This is a genomic window from Marinoscillum sp. (assembly GCF_965229915.1).
In the GTDB taxonomy this organism is placed as follows: Bacteria; Bacteroidota; Bacteroidia; order Cytophagales; family Cyclobacteriaceae; genus Marinoscillum.
On record NZ_CBDDJZ010000001.1, the window covers coordinates 1,239,099 to 1,260,257 of the forward strand.

Annotated in this window: 10 protein-coding genes; all 10 read right to left on the minus strand. The window is 45.1% G+C overall.

Features of this window, described 5'->3' with window-relative positions; translation table 11 throughout:
- Positions 1–260: 260 nt before the first annotated feature.
- Positions 261–4,310 (minus strand): hybrid sensor histidine kinase/response regulator transcription factor, encoded by a 4,050-nt coding sequence (locus tag ACO067_RS05310; RefSeq protein WP_421871564.1) that lies wholly within the window; start codon positions 4,308–4,310, stop codon positions 261–263.
- Positions 4,311–4,710: 400 nt separating this feature from the next.
- A complete protein-coding gene (gene uxuA / locus ACO067_RS05315) occupies positions 4,711–5,910 on the minus strand; it encodes a mannonate dehydratase (RefSeq protein WP_421871565.1) in 1,200 nt (399 codons plus the stop codon).
- A 70-nt stretch (positions 5,911–5,980) separates the two neighbouring features.
- Positions 5,981–7,726, minus strand: coding sequence for a glycoside hydrolase family 9 protein (locus ACO067_RS05320; RefSeq protein ID WP_421871567.1), 1,746 nt, complete (start codon positions 7,724–7,726; stop codon positions 5,981–5,983).
- A 112-nt stretch (positions 7,727–7,838) separates the two neighbouring features.
- A complete protein-coding gene (locus ACO067_RS05325) occupies positions 7,839–9,887 on the minus strand; it encodes a hypothetical protein (protein ID WP_421871569.1) in 2,049 nt (682 codons plus the stop codon).
- 12 nt (positions 9,888–9,899) lie between these two features.
- Positions 9,900–11,159 (minus strand): glycan-binding surface protein, encoded by a 1,260-nt coding sequence (locus ACO067_RS05330; RefSeq protein ID WP_421871571.1) that lies wholly within the window; start codon positions 11,157–11,159, stop codon positions 9,900–9,902.
- 10 nt (positions 11,160–11,169) lie between these two features.
- Positions 11,170–12,879, minus strand: a complete 1,710-nt coding sequence (locus ACO067_RS05335) for a RagB/SusD family nutrient uptake outer membrane protein (protein ID WP_421871573.1) — start codon at positions 12,877–12,879, stop codon at positions 11,170–11,172.
- 18 nt (positions 12,880–12,897) lie between these two features.
- Positions 12,898–16,116, minus strand: coding sequence for a SusC/RagA family TonB-linked outer membrane protein (locus tag ACO067_RS05340; RefSeq protein WP_421871575.1), 3,219 nt, complete (start codon positions 16,114–16,116; stop codon positions 12,898–12,900).
- Positions 16,117–16,608: 492 nt separating this feature from the next.
- Positions 16,609–17,697 (minus strand): endo-1,4-beta-xylanase, encoded by a 1,089-nt coding sequence (locus ACO067_RS05345; RefSeq protein WP_421871577.1) that lies wholly within the window; start codon positions 17,695–17,697, stop codon positions 16,609–16,611.
- 2 nt (positions 17,698–17,699) lie between these two features.
- On the minus strand, positions 17,700–18,905 hold the full coding sequence (locus tag ACO067_RS05350; RefSeq protein WP_421871578.1) for an endo-1,4-beta-xylanase: 1,206 nt from the start codon (positions 18,903–18,905) through the stop codon (positions 17,700–17,702).
- Position 18,906: 1 nt separating this feature from the next.
- The gene (locus ACO067_RS05355) at positions 18,907–21,084 is read right to left on the minus strand and encodes a glycoside hydrolase family 3 N-terminal domain-containing protein (protein WP_421871580.1); all 2,178 of its coding nucleotides are present in this window, start codon (positions 21,082–21,084) and stop codon (positions 18,907–18,909) included.
- Positions 21,085–21,159 lie beyond the last annotated feature (75 nt).

Below are 21,159 nucleotides of genomic sequence, written 5' to 3' on the forward strand. Positions count from 1 at the left end.
AATTGGTTTGGTTTGTTGGTATCTCTTGCCATAAGTGAATCATCAAGTTTTTTTGACTTCATTAAGCTTCATCCCTGACCATTAAATGTTTTGCAATTATGAAGCTCAGATCGAAGGTAGTATTGCCAATTTCATAATTACTGGAGTATTGTTTATTCCAGCTGGACGATTGTTCAAAAGGTGTGTTTCAGGGTCCTGAGAGAACTCTTTTGAACATTTCTGCTGCATCAGATCAGGAAATATCCTAACCCGAAGATCCGTTAGTCTACTGCTTCTTTTTCCTTTTGTTTGTATTCGGTAGGACTCACTCCAAATTTCTCTCTGAATGACCTGGTGAAGTAATTGGGATCTCCATAGCCTACTTTATAAGCGATCTCAGATACGGTAAGGTCTGACTTTTCCAGATACTGCGCAGCACGTTGGAGTCGGATGGTTTTCACAAACTCTGATGCACTAAGGTTGGCGAGTTTTTTCAGCTTGAGGTGGAGTAGTGTACGGCTTACTCCTGCTTCCTGAGTAAACGTGGTGATGTTGAAGTTTGACTCTTCCAAATGATCCTCCACGATCTGTTTTAGGGAAGATAAAAACTCCTGATCCCGATTGTTCAATGACAGTTCGATATCCTCACCCACATTGGCAAACTTCATGAAATGACGATGAAGTTTTTGCCGATGATCGAGCAGGTTTTTTACTCTCAAATCCACCTCTGCAAGGTTAAATGGTTTGGGTATATACAGGTCTGCGCCTATGTCCAGGCCATGCATTCTACTTTCTGCACTTCCCTTGGCTGTCAGCAATATCACAGGAATGTGGCTGGTTTCCAGATTACTTTTTACCTCTTTGCAAAATTCATAGCCGTCCATTTCGGGCATCATCACATCACTGATGATCACATCGGGGATATTCTTCTTCAACTTTTTCAATGCTTCTACTCCATTGGTGGCGGTGTAGATTTTATAGGAACTAGAAAAGTGTCCCTGCAGTAACCGAATGATCTCCTCATTATCCTCCACGAGCATGATCTCGTATTGACTATTCATTTCCCGTGGCATTCCTTCCAGTTCATTGCTGACAAGCTCGTGCTCCATGTCTAGTCGTTTGTTCCCTTCTACTGACCGGATCACTTCTTGCTTTGGCTGCTGCTCCAGCGGCAGTGTAATGGTAATATAGGTACCTCGGTGCAGGTTGCTTTCCACATCAATTTTACCTCCCATAAAATCTACCAGTCCTTTTACCAGAGCCAGGCCAATACCTGATCCGGTCTGTAACTGCTTGCCTTTGTCTACCTGGTAGAATGGAGCGAAGATCTTATCGATTTCCTCAGATGCCATACCATGTCCAGTATCACTGATAATCATTTTCATCAGATCCTGGCCTGGTGCGTCATCTGGGATGAACGTCACTTCCAAATCAATATGACCCTGGGCGTCTGTGTGTTTAATAGCATTGGAAATGAGATTTGTCACCACTTTTTCCATTTTATCACTATCAAAAAAGGCAATATATGATTCATGGCTGGTGGTGAAATGGCTATCGATTCCCTTTTCCAAAAACATGGGTTTGAAGGCATTGAGTGTATCCATCAGGTAAACCACCAAATCCCCCTGACTATAATTGATTTTGGCATGATCAGATTCTATTTTCCTAAATTCCATGAGCTGCTCTATTAAAAACTGCAGTCGCTTGGCATTGCGTTTGATGGATTTGTAATCGGCACTGTACTCGGTATCCTTTTTACCCAGTAGAAACTTATCGATGGAAGCAATAATGAGTGTAAGTGGTGTTTTAAACTCATGTGAAATGTTGGTAAAGAAGTTGATCTTGTGTTGGTTGATTTCGGTAATTTTCTCACGCTCCAATCGCTCAATCTGAATGGCCATCCGCTCCCTGTTTCTATAGTTAAGAAACATCCTATAGGCTAAAAACAACCCGGCAATCATCAATACATAAATCAACAAAGCCCAGTCTGACTTCCAGAATGGTGGATGAACTAAAAGGGAGATCTCCCGTGTATCATTGGACCAAACACCGTCATTATTAGCTGCTTTCACCTTGAAGGTATATGCACCGGGAGACAGATTGGTATAAGTGGCACTCTTCTTATTACCCACATAATTCCAGTCATCCTCAAATCCCTCGAGGTAGTAAGCATAGTTGTTGTTGCCCAGAGAGAAATAATTGATTGCGGCAAACTCAAGTGTAATGACATTTTGCGAATAATCAAGCTCGAGGGTAGAGGTAGCATTGATTGACTGAGACAACAAGGATTCAGCACCAACAGGCACGCTCTTATTGAACAGCTTCAGGTCTGAAAAATATACCTCAGGAGCAAGAGTATTGACCATCAGGCTGTCAGGGTGGAAATAGCAAAGCCCGTTGATCGTGCCGAAATACATCGTTCCACTTTTGTCTTTAAAGGCACTTTTAAAGTTGAACTGGTTGTTAGGCAGCCCATGTGAAATATTGAAATTGAAGAAGGTGGTGGTATTAGGATCAAACCGACTTAGGCCTTTGTTGGTGCTAATCCAGAGCGCATTGGAACTGTCCTCCTGTATGATGCCATAGACATAGTTGTTTGGCAAACCATCCTCGATTGTGTAATTCGAGAACAACTGGGTAGCAGGATTGAAATGCAGCAGGCCGTAATTATTGGTTCCGAACCACATGGTGCCATCCCGGTCTTCCAGAGCACTGATCACCCCAATGCTGCCACTTACTTCATCGCCCTCGGTGATGTAATGGTATTTGTTTAGTTGGTTCTGGTTGTCCAAGTAGTAAATGGAATCGAGGTTGTTGACACAGAACCAAAGACCATCATTTCTATCTTCATAGATTTCATAGACAAACTTACCGGCAAAGGTTTCTGGCATGGCCAGATCATAGGTCTGCCGCTGTTCATCAAAGAGGTTGAGCCCTGCCTGCGTACCTACCCAAAGTCTCTGACCAGCATCCCTGTGAACCGCATAGACCATGTTATTCAGGAAGTTATTTGTTCCTTCACTTTTATAAACTTCCACCCTTCCACTTTGATGGTTGTACTTATTCAAACCTCCCAGAAAAGTACCAATCCATACATCTCCATTGCTGTCTTTATAGATTTCATGTACATTATCCACACTCAGGCCATTCTTCCCTGGCTGGTTTCTGAGGTATTTAAATACGTGCTCCTGCCGATCCCAGATTGTAATTCCCCCATCTTCGGTCCCTATCCACAGCTCCTTATCGCTTACCTGACTGATCTGACTAACAGCTTTTCCGGATAACCGTTCTTTGCCTCCATCTGCCATAATTTTGTTAAACCCTTTATCCCTCAGTCGCACCATATTCACCCCTCCGAAGTATGTGCCTACCCACATGATTCCCTCTCGACTTCTATGAATGGAGTACACTGCCTTGTCGCTTAGACCAGTCTGTGGATTGGAGAAATCCTGACTGAATCGCTCGAAAGAACGATTTACAGGATCATAAAGTAACAAACCAGATTCGGTGCCAATCCAGATTCTTCCCAGCTCATCATCGCTGAGTGATCGCACGATATTCACCTCTAGTGGATTGAGGTCATGCTGCGCAAGAGACTGGGTGAACAGGTCCTGATCTTCGTTATAGCGGATCAAGCCGTTTTTCCTGGTACCAATCCACATTATACCCGATTGATCCTTGTAGAGACAGCTAACATTTTGCTGTAAACTGATACGCTTACCATCTTCCATACGAACCTCTCCAAATTGCCGAATGGTTTCTCCATAGATATTGATCATTCGGATACTCTGTAAGGTGCTCACCCAGAATATCCCCTTGCGGTACTCAATAAAATCCACCACATTGGCCCCACTGATCAAACAGACAAAATCATCACTGCCGACTCTCCTCACATAAAGCCCTTTGTTGGAACTTACATAAACGGCACTATCATTAGATATATAAATCCGGCTGATATGGCCCATGCTGGCCCCATCAAACGTGCAGTGCTCGAATGTCTCTGATTTATGAATATACCTGGATAGCCCCACTGGTGTACCCACATAGAGCGCCTCTAAGCCAGACTCCAATGCTGTAATGTGGTTTGAGTTAAGACTCAAGGAGTCTCCTTTGCGATGATAATATGTGACGATTTCCTCACTATCAAACCTGTTAAGTCCTTCGCGAGTACCAAACCACATGAAGCCCTTATGGTCCTGTTCGATGGTATAAACAGTATTGTGAGATAAGCCATCACTGGTAGTGATCTTGTGAAATTTGAGATCATTGGCTTGAGACTTTTCTAAAAGAATCAAGGCAAGGAGTGTTATGTATACCTGGCTTCTGAACATTTGGGGGTTGTTGTTACTACAAAATAACCAAAGTTGTCCAAAATGGCCTTCACCATACTCTATGCAATGTTCAAATCACTAGCACTAATGTTTATATTTTGATCTTACCCCCCCTGGAATGAAGCTGAAGAAATAAAAGAATCCATGATTATTTGCTGATATAGGATGGGACTGGTGAATTCACCCTAAAAGACAACTTCCTGTCTAAGGCAGAGCATATGGCTCCCGATAGTGCATACCAGACTCAAACTTTTGGGGGACAAATTGACAGCTGGTATCACTGGATGTAATTTTTCGATCATGATGCTGACGGAGATGTTGGCATGATCGCAGATGATCAAAACTTCTTTACCCCAAATTATGTGGTTAGTTCACAAAAACGATGACGCCAGGTAATAAGCTATTGGATACCCAAACCGTAGCGAACACCCAATTCCAATCCAGATAGCTCAGAAAGCCCTTTCATTCGCCCAATGGTAGAATATCCGGGGTAGAATGATTGGGGTCGCCGTACATCATCGAGAAGCAAGTGTCCATGATCAGGACGCACCGGAATAGCGACATCTGATCTTCCCTCCTGCTCACGGCGCTGTTGTTCTTTGACAATAGCGGTCATTAGGGCAGCCATTGGCGCACTACCCTGCAGGTGATTAGCCTCATAGAAGCTTCCATCCTCCTGATGCTGCACACTACGCAAATGAAGGAAATGAACCCTTGATCCAAATTCTTCGAATAACTTCACCAGATTATTGCTCTGATCAGCTCCCAACGAACCCGTACAAAAAGTAATGCCATTGGATAAAACATCCACTTCGTTCATCAAATACGATAAGTCCTCTCTGTTCTTCACCACTCTCGGCAATCCAAATATGGGTCTGGGAGGATCATCTGGGTGAATGCAGAGCTTGACACCAAGCTCTTGAGCCACAGGAGCTACTTGGGATAGGAAATGAACCAGATTTTTTCTGAGCTGATGAGCATCAATGGATTCGTAGCGTGAGAGATGCTCACGAAAAGCCTCTAAGCTTATAACATCGCGGGTGCCTGGCAATCCGGCCATCAGGGTATTTTGTAGGTTGGATAGTCCTGATTCATCAAGACCATCCAGATACTTCTTTGCTTTTCTCTGTAGTTCTTCGGAATGCTCCTGCTTTGCTCCTGCTCTTTTCAAAACATATAGATCAAATGCTACATAAGCAACATGATCATACCGAAGGGCACTTCTACCATCGGCAAGCTGGTAGTTTAAATCAGTTCGTGTCCAGTCTAAAACTGGCATGAAATTATAGCATACAGTCTTGATATCATTGGCAGACAGGTTGCTGAGTGTTTCAATGTACTTGTCAATGTACTTCTGACATTCTAAGCTATTGGTTTTGATCGCTTCGTGTATATTGACACTTTCCACCACCGACCATTTCAGTCCGGCAGCTTCTATTTCTGTCTTTACTGATTGGATAGCCTCCGAGCTCCACACCTCACCGGTAGGCACCTTGTGCAAAGCTGTCACCACTCCCGTCGCACCTGTTTGGCGCACATCATTTAACGTTACCCCAAAATCAGGACCGAACCACCTAAATGTCTTCTCTAAGAATTCCATTGTGCTAAACTAACGAAGAGTAATCAATTTACGCAACCGGTTGATCTTCAAAAAAATGCAGTCAGTAAGCCTATTTGGAAAATCGCTGACGGTAAATGGATTGAACTCCGGCAGTTACATATACCAGTGGTGCATTCCAATTGATGGCCACTTCATTGGTAGAATAGCTACACACTTCGTCCAGGTAGCATTTGGCTGGTAAATGAACGGGGTATTCATCCGCACCACAGTCCTGATGGATGTTTCTCGGGTTTGGGCCTCCCACTAAAAATCCAGGAATCGGCTGATCTATATTATCAGAGGCAGATTGCCGGTGATGTATATTCATGGGAGACACCTGACCATAGCCAGTGACAAAGCAATATCCGGTGGCATTTCTGCCAAGCACATAGTCCAGACCCGAAACTGCTGCTTCAAAATATTCCACATTTCCCAACACCCTGTAGGCATTCAGTAAAACCATACTTTGGTTCATCACCTCTGCATTGCTACCCCAAACGAATTTATTGATGGTCACCCTGTATGGTGATTCACGCCAATCGGAAATCAAACGTTCTGCCAGGACCATCAGTTGGTCGGAGGCCTTTTTCTTTAAATGATTGTTGAGATCGCTGGATGCAAGTGAAATCAAACCTAGTGTTTCTACGGTGGCCCAATTGGGTACATTAAAATAACTGAACTCATCTATACTCTGAGCCTGGAGGTAATTCATATCCATAGTAGCCAGATACAACTCTGCACCAGCCCAGAAGAATTCATCCTGAAAATGATTGTCACCATATTCGCCTGTGTGGATAGAAGGATACTTTGGGCTGTTGGAGACTGGGTTTTTAAATTCTGCATTAGGGTGCCGCTGTGCCCAGTTCCAGGCAGCTTTGGCTCTATTTAGCAGTTGCTGTGAGTACACAGAGTCTTCTGACTTATACACCACACTAGCTTTAGCCATTACGGCTGCAAAATTAAGCGAGGCGGCAGTTCCTTTGGTCACTACAAAACGTTGAGCAGAAGCCTTGGAGGCTTCCATAAATCCTTCAAAATTGGCAGTGGTGGTTTTGTGATATACACCTCCATCCAGGGTATCCTGCATGGTTTCCATCCACTTGATGTTCCATAAGATTTCATCGAGCAAATCAGCACGTGAATTATTGCTCTCTGGGATGTTCCACTCCAGCGTGTCAAAGAGGGTTTGATAATGTTGGTAGGAAGTTAATAAGGTATAGGTAGAAATACCCGAATTGACGATGTACTTGTTAAAGTCTCCCGCGTCATACCATCCAAATGGGGTGGAAATGGAGGTTCCGGCGGAGATAAAATCTCCTGCAGCAGACGCATGGATGAGCACGGTGGTATCTGGATGTGAAAAAGGTCTTTTGTAGACACCCGCATATTCTTCTTGTAGCTCAGTAGTAGCACGGTTAAAGTAATACGTTTTAGCCGCTGATTTGAGTAATTCTGTGTAAGGTTGTTCGCTGATGGTAAAGAGCGCTGACTTGATGTTTCCATTTTGAAGGTAATACTCACCTGTCTCAGAAAAAGCCGAAAAATCAAGAATAGAAGCGTTTTCACCCGACTGATCCCAATACTTCGCTGGTAATACTTCGCTGGTAAAGACAGTTTGGTCGTTCTTGTCTTTGAGTTCAAAGCTATCGTCTTGTGGACCAACTATGATGGCTAGCTTCTGTCCATTTGGATAAAACCCAACCTGATTCAATCTAATATTGGGGTCTGATTGACTTGACTTATCCATAAACGCACAACTCCACATCAATAGCGTGAGCAAAGTGAAGCTTAGAAATGATCGAAGTGTTCCTGTCATACCAAATGAGTTACGATCAGTTAGAGGTACTTATCTGATTGAGAAAAAATACTTGAATGGTTTAAATGATGGGCCGATCTGATGATCGACCCATCTATTTAGAGATGATGAACTATTTCAATCCTATATGGTCTATGAAGATTGTTCCGGCCCAGTCGGTATCCTGAAACTGCAACTCAAAGATACTAGCTGGACTTCCCAGCTCTGAAAGAGGCACTTCAAAATCAACCCAACCATTGGCTTTCATCGACACCTGCACAGAAGAGGCTGTACCTCCTTCTGTTGGTATGAGGTTCACCTGAATGTTGGTACCATCTGTGATGTCTGCACCATAGATAGAGAATGCAAGGTGAGTCATGCCAGAAGTAGACAATGGAGAATTGCCCCATGCTCCAAACTGAGCCGCTCCGCCCCAGCCCCCGACATAGGTGGCCTTAATGGCTGCACTTCCGCCACGTGGATTTTCTTCGTTGGCAAAGTCTGTGGTGGATCCACCCCAGCCTCCACCTCCGCCAAATGGCGCAGAGATAGCGTCCTGATAAATAAACGTGACAATGTCAGGTAGTAGTCCAAGTGGCTCTTCTACCGTCAAACCTATTTCATCTACATACAGCGTGGTATTATTCGTTGCGGCATCTGAGTTATTGTTTTTGATGCGCAGTTCACCGACATTATCAGCACTAGCCAGATCTGCCAGAGGTACCACTACTTGGTGCCACTTATCACCGACAAAATGTGCAGGGTAATAATCTGCGTTACCATCTATTTGTACAATCACATCAGACTCCTCTCCTTCCACATACACATAGAAGACCAGGTAATTATAGCCGTTAAAGACCCCAGCATTACCTCCTCCATTGTATATCTGCATGGCACCATAGGCATCATTAAACACCGTTTTGATGGCCAGATCACCATTGGCAGGATTTTCTCCATTGTTGTAATCCTGGCTCACGTGACCCCAGCCTCCCCAGGCTTGCCATCCATTTTGCAATCCATCGCTGTAGATGTAATAATCCAAAGTCGGGAACCCACCTGATGGAGGTAGCTTGAGTAGTGCACCTTCCAGCGGAGCCTCATACCCGTGTACTGTTACATAGCCAATTGCTCCTTGAGTAGCGGATTCTGGAATGTTGAACGATATCTCTGTAGCTGTATGTGTGAGGAATGAAGTAACAGAGCCTGCTCCTGGTAAGACGATTTCTGATACCAGATCCAAATCTTCACCAGCAATGACCATCACATCCTCACCTGGCTTAGCAGGAGAAGGTGTTACTGAAGTCGCTTTTGGCAAAATAATAGTTAGCTCCTCGGCCGTCACTACATCCACAGGCGAAGCTTGCTTCAAAGTGATCGTTCCTTTTACTGCATCAGCAGGTACCGTCACTACAATAGCTGTAGCTGACTGACTTTTGAACTGTCCCTTGGCTATGGATATCCCATCCGCCAAAATCACCTCTGTTACCAGATCAAGATCTGTTCCATTGATGGTAAGATCTCCTGTATGTCTGATCGATGCAGGGCTCAAGGAAGTAACAGCAGGGAGAGTCACCTCCACCTGATTCTCTGTAGCGAAAGTCATCGGCTCAGTTCCTCCTGAAGCGAAAGTTAGGAAACCACTTTGCGCTTCCATTGGGACGGTAACCACCAGCTCAGTAAGTGACTGACTCACGAAATCATCTTTCATTACTACCTGATCTGCAGCAAACGTAACCTGCTCAATCCAGTTTAGCTTCTGCCCAGTAATGGTCACATTCGTACCCGGTTTGGCTTTAGCTGTCACACTCTCGAGTATCACAGGCACTTCAAAGTTCAACATGGTTTTCGTCTGAATGGAGTCTCCAGCACTCGTCTTCAGCAACACATAACCAGCCTCTGCCGCATCGGGAACATTGAGTTTGATTTGGCTGCTGTTTTGTGATGTGAATCCATCCTGACCGATCTCAACGGAAGGACGAAATACGATGGAAGTAATCTTGTCAAGGTTGGTCCCAATAAAAATCACTTCTTCTCCATGCTTAACCCCTGCAGGACCAAAACTGAGCAACTCAATCTCCGAGGTGCCCATGTCATCCTCCTCACAAGCAGTGGTAAAGGTCAGCGCCAGCAGCACCATAAGTACTGCCAGGCTTCTAAATGTATGTTTGATATAAATATTCATTTCTCTGCTTAGTTAGGGTTGAACAAATCGGATGTTATCAATGTACATCTCTATGTAGTTGCCATCATTTTCAGGCGAACCGATCAACCAGGTACTTAATGAACCAGCAGCAGTTTCGATGAACTTCTGACCGCCAGTGTACTCAACAGCGTCAGGCACTTCTATGTAGTACTGAAATGCAGTCAAAGGGATAACCATGGTGATCCACTGACCATCAGTGCTGTATTCCTCACCTTCGGCCTGCCATGGAGCCCAGATAGCACGAGCGTTGATGTCGTTGCTCCAGATCTCCTGGTTGCTTCCTGTATGATCTGGTGGAGCCAGACAGAAGTTTAAGTGCCCACCATACCAGGTATTCACTTTCACTTCAAACTTCATCACATAGTCCTGATAAGAATTTGGGTAGTATGGGTAGAAATTGTTATCACGATTCGGATCACTACCACCCCAGTATTCCATTACCTTGGTAGACTCAGATGGTGCGCCAGGTCCTTCATCACGTTCGTTGGCATTTACATTTCCACCTACTATTAGGTAGTTTCCATTTATTGGACCATCACTGTTACCTGTCGCTCCAATTCTCCAACCATTCGGATTCTTACCATCAAAATCCAAAACGATGTTTCGAGAATCCCAAATATTAAAACTCGATGTAGCTGTACCGAAGTTGGTAGTCACCGTAACTGGTCCTTCTATAGCACCTTCAGGTACATCCACTTCCAGAGTATTCTGATCGACCACTGTAGCCTCCGCTTGAACCCCGCCGGCAAAATCCACCGTAACAGGCACTACATCAAAGAAATAGTCTCCATTCAAAACCAGCTTCTCACCATCCTGTGGCCACTCGTTGCGAGCACTGAATACCTCAGGTGCTGGAATCGTCACCACAAATGGATAGGCAAGTGTATCTGCGTTCTTGTCCACCAAATACAATTGATCTGTAACTTGAAGTGGTGCTACACTTGGCACTGAAACTATAATGGTGTTATTAGTCACCCATGAAGGAGTAACAGTGGCCTGACGGTCATTGAACCATACCTGGCGTGTTCCTCCAAGGTTTTCTCCCATGATCACCACTCCCGCACCTAACTCGGCACGTACCAGCAGTGAGTCACTCTGCTCCGGATTAGTCACTCGGATGTAACTGATCGAAGGAGCTCCATTCGGCTCTTCCAATGGCACTCCGTCATCTTCTTCACACGATGTGAGCACGAATGCAACAGCGGCCAACAGCATGAGAACCGTATTGTAGATTATTTTATGTCTATTCATGTCTTTCAAATTAATCTTCGAAACTATAGTCTACTGCATCCTCACCAGGACCCAAAAGCGGGTTCACTGTGACCTGAGGAGCAGGCATTGGAATGAGCATATCTTCTGCAGTGAAGGTCACCACAGGGTCGTTGTTGACGTTGTCTGGATTGCTACCAACACCACCTGCGGGCACTAACTCATATCCTGCAGGATCGCTTTCCAAATCATCATTTGGGTCTATACGGTAGTACCGATCGGTTCTTCCCTGGCTGTTTAGGTAAGAAAGTGCGTCTGTTGCATTGCGGTAGAATCGTCTCTTGATGTCTAACCACGATTGTCCTTCCAGACCAAACTCCACTCTTCGCTCATTGAAAAGATCTGTGTAGGTCATGTTACCATCAGTAGGTGCACTAAGACCTGCTCTTGCTCTTACAGCCAGGTAAGCATCATACCCCGGCCCACCAGTGAGTGATGGGTTGGTTCCCAAAAGTGCTTCAGCATAAATCAGATATACATCAGCTAACCGCAACATGTACATGTCTAAAGGAGAATCCTGATTAGAGATGACGTAACCGTGATCTGCCACACCACCAACAACGTACTTTTTCAAGCTGTTGAGAACTGGTGTTGCACCCTCTAGCTGGGTACCTTCCTCATCACGAGACACAATCTCATATTCGTACCCTTCACCTATGTAGCTATAGAAATCACCATTTTGCATGTAAATAGCTCTTCTACGCTCATCAGTGGCTCCCTCTGCATTGTTTTGCAGATTCTGCACATAACTAACCGTCATGCACTTTCCACCACCCCAAGCTTGAGCATCGCCGGTAATTCTAGAGTGACGAGCATATCTTGCCTGACGGCTATTACCCGTGCCGTATCCCTGATTGATGAACTGGATTCCCCATAGGATCTCCTGATTGTCCTCATTTTCAATCATGAACATTTCCTCATAATTTTCCATAAGTGATAGCCCACTGTTGTTGATCACATCAGCTGCATAAGAAGCTGCTGTATTGAAATCTCCCAACGATCCAATATCTGAGCCGCCAGCTGCACGCTGAGCCAGAGTCACATGAAGTTTAGCTAGCATACCTTTGGCTGCCCACTGTGTGATTCTTCCAGCCACATCTGCAGTTGGTAGATTCTCAGCGGCATACACTAAGTCTCTGCGAGCAAACTCATACAAACTAGCAGCAGTATTCTTAGCCTGGAACAACTCTCCACCAGCAATTTTGGATGCTGGTTTCTCAATGATTGGAGCTTCTCCCCAATACTCTACCAGCAGAAAGTAAGCTGCACCTCTGAAGAATCTTGCCTCACCCAGAGCTGCATTGATCACATTCTGATCCACTCCATAACCAGAAGCGATATCCGGCATGTCATCTATGATCAGGTTAGCATAAGAGATTACATTGTACAATCCCTGGAAACCACCGTTGATGTACGGGTTACTTTCATTGAATGACAAGTAAAAGAACTGTCCTTCCTGGTCCCAGTTGTGGTGCATATCACCAGATAACAAGTCTGATGCAAGCCATCCAAACTGGTCCTGGTAACCAAACCACGGATCGTGATAGAGCGAAGCTGTCGCTTGTCTTATTTCATCTGCATTTCGGTACCAGCCAGCTACTGTAGACTGATCCTCCGGGACGAATTCAAGGAACTCATCTCCACAAGCGCTTGTGAATAACATCATCAAGCTCAAGAGTATATAATTGATATAAGTCTTCATTTCTTTTGGATTTTGTAATTAAAAATCGATGTTCAGACCTAGTGTGTAGATTCTTGGCGCTGGGTATCTACCCAGATCCCAGTTCTGTCTTCTTGGATCTTGATTGAATGCACCAATGACTGGATCTAGTCCAGAGTACTCGGTGAAAGTTGCCACATTTTGCACGTTGGCATACACCTGCACTCGTTGCATTTTGATCACGTTCGCCAAGTTTTGTGGAAGGTTATAGGTAAGCTTTATGTTCTGAATACGAACGTAAGACCCATCTTCAATCCATCTGCTGGACATCACGTGGTTTTGGTTTTCAGCACCATTGTCAAATCTCGGCATGTTAGTGCCTGGGTTGACCAGCTCTACATCGTCGATGTTGTTGATATCAGTACCACCCTCTACCAGCTGAGTGCGTGCACGGTCTCTAACGCTCACGTTCTGGTTAGCAAAGTTACCAGTCATGGCCTCACCTCTGGCACGTGTATAGTTGAGGATGTCTCCACCGATAGACCCAACTACAAACGCATCAAGAGTGAATGGTCCTACAGTAAGGCTGTTGGAAAAACCGAAAGTAAAGTCTGGGTTTGGATCCCCGATGAAGGTACGATCTTCAGGCGTGATGTAGCCATCACCATTTACATCTTTCCACTTCACATCTCCCAACCAAAGTCCAACTGTACGGTCGATCAGGTTCTGACCTTCGCCGTTATCAATCTGCACGGCATGGTTTTCGATCTCCTCTCTAGAGGTAAAGATGCCTTCCATTACATATCCGTAGAACTGACCTACCGGATAGCCCCCTCCAATAGTGCGAGTAGACTGCTCGAATCCTGTGTACCAGTAAATAGGCATGTAGAATTCCAGGTCATTTAGATCTTGCACTTTGTTGCGGTTTATGGACACATTCGCATTGGTAGTCCACTTGATGAATCCATTGTCGAGGTTGACTGAGTTCAATGAAAACTCCAGTCCCTGGTTTTGCATGCTTCCTACGTTGGCATAAGGACCGGCAATTCGGTTACCAAATGGGCCAGGTAGCTGCTGCTCGAGCAAGAGGTCATTGGTGTATTTACGATAGGCATCAACTGTCAGATCCAATCGACCTTCGAAGAGTCCGATATCCAAACCAACGTTTACGGTCTCAGTTGCTTCCCATTTTACAAATGGGTTAGAATAACGCTGATTTCTTACTGCCGGTCCAAACTCCGTGTTTAGCGCATTCAAGGCAGATCCGAAAGCGTAGTTGGCAATTTCCTGGTTACCTACCTGTCCCCATCCAGCTCTCAACTTCAAGTTATCAATAAGGGCTGTTTGCGGCATGAAAGGCTCATTGGAGATTCTCCAACCAACAGAAGCTGATGGGAACCACCCCCAACGATACTCTGGACCAAATCTGGAAGATCCATCACGTCTGATGGTAGCTGTCACCAAATAGCGATCACTGAATGAATAAGTACCTCTGGCAAAGTAAGATGCCAGGGAGTTCCATCCTTTGTAACCTGTGTTGGCGATGTTAGAGATATCTCCCTGGTTCATCGTCTGGATGTCATTTGGCAAGTTGACTTTAAAGGCTGTAAATCCTTCATAAGAACCTCTCTGAGCCTCATTACCTACCATCATGGTAATGTCGTGATCACTTAGTTTCAGGTTGTAGGTAGCATAAGTCTTCCAAAGCCAGAAGAACGACTCTGAGTTTCTCTGTGCAAACTGGCTAATTTGGTTTTCAAAGGTTCCCCATTTGAAGGTTGGGAAGAATGACTTGTTGGTACCATTGTTATAGTCCACAGCCAATTCTGTTCTCACTTTGAGTCCTTTGTATAGGCTAGCCTCTGCATATAGGTTATTCATTACCCTATTGGAGAGGTTGGTGTTGTTTCTTACCAGCGCCATCGCCACCGGGTTGTTCCCCACCTGAGCTGATGGGTTTTGCTGCTGTGGTCCTGCGAATGTACCGTCGAAGTTTCTCACCGGAATGTGTGGCGGCATGGATGCTGCCTGGGCTATTACTCCATCTCCACCATCCGTATTAATGATTCGCTCATCTTTTCTGGAAAGGGACATGCTGGTACCAATTTTCAACCAGTCTTTTACCTGATTGTCAATATTCAACCGGACGTTGATCCGATCAAAGTCAGACCCTATAACAATACCATCTTGCTGGAAATAGCCAGCGGAAAGCATGTACTGCAGCTTATCAGCTCCTCCAGAGAATGTCAACGAGTGACTCTGCATTGGGGCCAACTGGAAGATTGCTTCTTGCCAGTCAGTACCCTCACCAAGTAAGCTTGGGTCAGCAAAATTGGCGTTTTCACCAATTGTGGACACTTCCTGCGCTACTTCATTGTTGTATTCTGCATACTCACGCAGGTTCATCATGTCCACCGTCTTGTAGACATCCTGCACAGCATAGAACCCATTGTAGGAAACTTTGCCATCTCCCTTCTTACCACGCTTGGTGGTGATGATGATCACACCATTTGCTGCTCGCGAACCATAAATAGCCGTAGCTGATGCGTCTTTCAATACTTCGATGCTTTCGATATCATTAGGGTTGATAGAGGCCATCGGGTTACTGGCAGCTCCTTGCTGTCCACCAGTTCCTCCTTGCCAGTCGAAACCGGTAATTCCTTGGGCTTGACCGCCCACTTGAATTCCATCTATCACATACAGGGGCTCACTACTCTGTGTAAGTGAAGTGGTCCCTCTGATCCGGATGGATACAGCTCCACCTGGCTGTCCTGAGTTTTGGGTCACCTGCAAACCAGCTACACGACCTTGAAGGCCCTGATCCAAACTGGTATTTACCGACTGTAACAATGCATCACCGTCTAGTGAGGCAATGGCTCCAGTGAGGTCACTTTTGCGCTGTGTACCATAACCCACCACCACTACTTCCTGCAGGGTGGATACGTCTGACTCCATCGTTACACTGATAGTTGACTGGTTCCCAACTGTCACTTCCCGTGTTTGGAAACCCACAAAGGAAATCACCAGTACTGCATCCTCATCAGTCACAGTAATCTTGTAATTACCGTCAATGTCTGTGATGGTACCATTGGTTGTTCCTTTCTCCAGGATGGTCACACCAGGCAACGTACTACCGTCATCCCCAGATGTGATCACCCCCGAAACCGTTCTTTGCTGAGCGGTGGCAACCAAAGTCACCAGCGTCAGGAAGAAGGTAAACATTGAGGACATCCACCGCTTGCGCGGGGACCGGTCCCCATTTGTAGAATTACTTCTCATAGATCATCATTTATGTTTACAACTTGGATAATTTTTTGATCGACTCTTGTCCATTGAGCCAGATCAATATTACCGAGATGATCGACAAGAGATGTATTCCATTTGCTCTCAAATGGGTATTAAAATGTCAATTATGATTTTTCATATATAAAAATGCCTTAAAAAGCCTATATAGCATGTTTTATTTGTACTTAATGAAGTAAGCAATCTGAAACAAGAGTCTGTTCGTTTGATAAAAAAGTAGAAATTACAAATTCACTAACAATCAGCCTTATTCATTAACATATTTCCATCAATCGAATGCGTAATTTGCAAACGTTTTCAGAGAAGAATTATTCATGCACAAAATATCCCCCTCCAAAGCACATTCCATACGCATATCGAGCTCCTAATTGACCGACAAAAACCTCAGAGTATCAGTTTGGGCACAAAAAAAGCTGCATCGGTCCGACGCAGCTTCAATTTGACTAAACTAAAAATGTGCTATCTAAATTAGAAGTCTATGACTTTATAGTAGGCTTCTTTAGGTTGATGGTTTTCATCGAATAAAAGTGGATAATCTTTGCGATCTCTCACAGGAAAGTTATCTAACCAGCTGTAGCGGTCTGAGATATTCCAAAAGGTAACTGCATTGATGTCATCTTTGTACTCTCGAAACACTCGAAAAATCATTTCATATTGTTCGATTTGTTTTTGCTTCTGCTCAGCTGTGAACTCGTCAACATCAGTTTCCCGCTTTTCTCTTCTAGAGTGCTCCTTAGGATAAACCGACACATCCAGCTCAGTGACCTGCACCTTCAGTCCAAGATCAGTAAATCGCTCAATAGTAGCTCTCAGGGTTGCTTCATCAGGCTCATAGATGGACCAGTGACCCTGAATTCCCACTCCATCAATCGGTACCCCTGCCTCCTTTAAGCCTTTCACCATCTGATAGATTTTCTCTCGTTTGACCGGATTGATCACTTCATAGTCATTGTAAAAAAGCGCTACATCCGGATCAGCAGCCCGCGCATATTCAAAAGCCCGGGCAATGAACTCCTCACCACAGATTTGATACCATTTAGAATTACGATAAATCTCCTCTTTAGAATCTGAGATGGCTTCATTCACCACATCCCAGGCATAAATATCGTCTTTGTATCGTGATACCACCTCAGTAATGTGCGCTTCCAGCCTGAATAGCAATACTTCCTTACTAACATCCTCCCCATTTTCATCTACAAAGATCCATTCTGGGGCCTGATTGTGCCAGCAAAGCGCATGTCCACGCAGCTTGAGGTCGTTGGCTCTGGCAAACTCAACGATGGTATCAGCCGGTCCCCATCTATAGGTATCTTCCTTAGGATGGATAGGCCCCATTTTCATGACGTTCTCTGGAGTCATACTTTCAAAATGGGCTTTGATCAGCTCTGCCTGCTCACCCTGCATGGCTCTTGGATAAACCGCTACTCCCATTGGGAAAAAATCCTGATAATAATCCTTGAGACCTTTGGAACTTTCCGTCTCCACGGGTGAAGAAGACTGCTGACAGCTAAACGCAACTAGAGTCAGGCATAGAAGTAACAATTGGTTGATTCGCATGATTAGTTGATTTTAAGTCTTTGGCTAATTTGTCTACCCGAGATGGTAGTAATAGCCACCACATAAGTGCCTGCTGGAATGTGTCCCGGAAGCTCCACCTGCTGACTGCTACTTTGGTGAACGGTTTTACCCACCAGGTCGTAGATTTTAACCTGCTTGATAGCTTCTTCACTTTGAATGGTAAAATAGCTTTGGGCAGGATTCGGATAGATGGACAGTTCTTGTTTCAATTTTTCATCAAGAGTTAAGGAAACAAATGTTTCTTCCACATACTCCCTGAGCCAGGTCAATGCTGGTCTCTCTGATCCGTCGGTATCAATCAAATAGGCTTTTTGCTCGTTTCTCCACAATCCTTGCCTGAAGCCCCATAGCGTTATCCCGATCACTGAGGGATGCTCCCAAAGTAATGGAAAGATTCGTTGGTAGTCTTCCAATTGTTTTTGATCACTGGGGCCATCAATGTCCAATTCTGTCACCATAATCGGTAGCTCCGTGGCAGCAAGAATACCCAACACCTCTTTCATCGTTTCGTTGCTCGTCGTAGTGGTAAATGCGTGTCCCTGTACTCCGATCACATCGATTAGTCCTTCACTCTTGAGCAAGTTGACGATTGTTGCATATCGATTCGCATCCGACGTGTTATTCAGAATATTGTAATCATTGATAACCAATGGCACATCTGGAAAACGTTCTCTCGCCATTTTGAATCCATTGACAATCCAATCATAGCCACTACCCCAGCCTCCAAGGGCAGCGAGGTAATTACCATTTCCTGCTCCACTCGGTGGATCATGTAGCGGCTCGTTGATCACTTCCAGGTAGTCGATATCTGGATAGCGCGCTGCAAGGGTGTCCATCCACTCTTCTATTTCTTCTAGCTGCTCATCCGGTTCCAAAGACTCAATCCAGGAAGGCTGCTGGTTTCCCCAAAGCAGCACATGGTATCGGAAAGGAAACCCATTTTCCTTGGCAAAGTCGTAGGCTGCATCCAGGGCCGTCCAGTTATAAACGTCACGTGTGCTCTCTACACTTCCCCATTTACCGGCATTTTCAGGAGTAACCTGATTCCAGTATTTTTCAAAATCCTGTATTTGTGACGAGCTGTGAATGCTCCCCAACCACTTCTCTTTTCCCTGAGCCAAGGGCTGCTGAGCCATGGCTTGAAATGTCAGTACAGTACTAACAATAGCTGGTAAAATTCTTTTCATGTTATTTTAAATTCAATGTTGCAGTTTGAAATGTAGAAGCACCAAGCTCCAAACTTCTTGAAGTAGGCAATGAACCACCTACTGAAATGGTGAAGGCACCTTTTTCCAGGCGTTGATTCCCATTTTCGTCAATTAGTGAGAGCATATCAGTAGTGATCGGAAATGTAACCCGCTTACTTTCGCCAGGTGCTAGTGCTACTCGCTCAATACCTTTCAGATCAAATAATGGCACACGAACACTTGCCTCCCGATCGGTAGCGTACAGCTGCACTACCTCCTCCACTGCATAATCTCCTTCATTGGCAATGGTTATAGCAGCGGTTATTTCTCCATTTTTTTTAATGGTACTTGATGATAGATTCAAATCCGAGTAATTCAGTTTGGAATAAGTCAACCCAAATCCAAATGGATAAAGAGGCTCGGCTTTCATGTACTTATAAGTTCTGCCGACCATGCTGTAGTCGTTGTAGTCCGGCAGTTGATCGAAGGATCTTGGAAAGGTGATAGGCAATCGACCACTAGGCGAGATTTTCCCAAATACAATATCCGCGATGGCGTTTCCTCCCTCTTCTCCCGGGTACCATGCCAGCAGAACTGCATCAGCTATTTCGTGCACCTCAGCCAGGTTCATAGGGCTTCCTCCTGTGACAATGGCTATCACCGCATTGTCGTTTCCATCCTTGAGTTTCTTCAAGTAGTCTATCTGGTTTTGAGGAATGTTGTAGTCCAGACGGTCTCCATAGTGTTCTGATGCTATGGCCGCTCCTTCTTCTCCTTCAATGTCACCAGTGATTCCCATCACCATGAAGGTGGCTTCTGACGTATGTGCCACACCAGATGCCCAGTCGATCGGGTTGGAGTTTGGGCGGTCTAATAATGTGCCTGCCCGGTATTGCACCTGACTGCCGGGAGAAATCGCTCCAGCAATGCCTTCCAATACCGTAACCATATCAGGATTCACGCCATAATAGTTACCAATGAGCGGCATGATGTTAGCCGCATTGGGGCCGGTAACAAAGTATCGTTTGTAGTCATTTCGGAGCGGAAGCACACCATTGTTTTTCAGCATGACGATTGATTTGGTGGCTGCCTCTCGTGCCAGAGCCCTGTTCGCCTCGCTATTGACTACTTCCAGTCCTATGCGGTTGTAAGGATTCGATTCTTTGCTGTCAAATAGGCCAAGCTTGAATCGAGTAACAAGCAATTTGGTCAATGCTTCATCTATTTCAGCTTCGCTGATGAGTCCTTGTCCCACAGCATCGACCAGTGCCGGATAGGAACTGCCACAGTTCAGGTTCACACCAGACTTCACCGCCATGACGGATGCTTCGGCCGCATTGGCTGCCACTCCATGACCATTCTCTGCATAAAAATCCACAATAGCCCAGCAGTCGCTGAGGATGTGCCCATCAAATCCCCATTCTTCTCTCAATAAATCTCCGAGCAAGGTTTTGTGAGCACAACAGGCTTCTCCATTGGTGCGATTATATGCACACATAATGGCTTCCACATCAGCATCTACCAATGCCTTAAATGCTGGTAAATAGGTCTCAAACATATCCTTTGGAGAGGCGATGGCATCAAACTCATGACGCAAGCGTTCTGGACCACTATGTACGGCAAAATGCTTTCCACAAGCAGCTGTTTTCAGATAGTTGGGATCGTCACCCTGAAGCCCTCTTACGAAAGAAACACCTAATAAAGAGGTCAGGTATGGATCTTCTCCATAGGTCTCCTGACCTCTTCCCCATCGTGGGTCCCTGAAAATATTGACGTTAGGTGTCCAAAAAGTTAGTCCGCTGTAGCGGAGGTAATTTCCTTGAGCGGAGGCTGCATTGTACATCGCTCTGGCTTCATCTGATATAGCCGATGATACCTCATAGGCAAGGCTTTCATCAAAAGTTGCTCCCAGCGCGATCGCCTGCGGGAATACTGTGGCAATCCCTGCCCGTCCTACCCCATGGAGGGCTTCATTCCACCAGTCGTATGGTGGAATATCCAGGCGATCTATCGCTGGAGCATTCATAACCATTTGGCCCACTTTCTCTTCCAATGAGAGGCGGCTGACCAAATCCTTCGCTCGCTGCTGATGTGAAAGTGACTCATCTAAGTAATCCTGGCCGAAAGTGTACGATGTACATGCCAGCATCAATAGAAATAGTGTATATACTCTTATCATTGGGTCTTTTGGTTACGTTTGGACTAATATAATAGACCAGCGTTTGTATAATGGTCATTTTGACAATATGTACTA

What these genes read in the sequence shown, in the direction of transcription:
- ACO067_RS05310 (WP_421871564.1), bottom strand. Translation starts at nt 4,310, where the DNA reads ATGTTCAGAAGCCAGGTATACATAACACTCCTTGCCTTGATTCTTTTA.
- uxuA (WP_421871565.1), bottom strand. Translation starts at nt 5,910, where the DNA reads ATGGAATTCTTAGAGAAGACATTTAGGTGGTTCGGTCCTGATTTTGGG.
- ACO067_RS05320 (WP_421871567.1), bottom strand. Translation starts at nt 7,726, where the DNA reads ATGACAGGAACACTTCGATCATTTCTAAGCTTCACTTTGCTCACGCTA.
- ACO067_RS05325 (WP_421871569.1), bottom strand. Translation starts at nt 9,887, where the DNA reads ATGAATATTTATATCAAACATACATTTAGAAGCCTGGCAGTACTTATG.
- ACO067_RS05330 (WP_421871571.1), bottom strand. Translation starts at nt 11,159, where the DNA reads ATGAATAGACATAAAATAATCTACAATACGGTTCTCATGCTGTTGGCC.
- ACO067_RS05335 (WP_421871573.1), bottom strand. Translation starts at nt 12,879, where the DNA reads ATGAAGACTTATATCAATTATATACTCTTGAGCTTGATGATGTTATTC.
- ACO067_RS05340 (WP_421871575.1), bottom strand. Translation starts at nt 16,116, where the DNA reads ATGAGAAGTAATTCTACAAATGGGGACCGGTCCCCGCGCAAGCGGTGG.
- ACO067_RS05345 (WP_421871577.1), bottom strand. Translation starts at nt 17,697, where the DNA reads ATGCGAATCAACCAATTGTTACTTCTATGCCTGACTCTAGTTGCGTTT.
- ACO067_RS05350 (WP_421871578.1), bottom strand. Translation starts at nt 18,905, where the DNA reads ATGAAAAGAATTTTACCAGCTATTGTTAGTACTGTACTGACATTTCAA.
- ACO067_RS05355 (WP_421871580.1), bottom strand. Translation starts at nt 21,084, where the DNA reads ATGATAAGAGTATATACACTATTTCTATTGATGCTGGCATGTACATCG.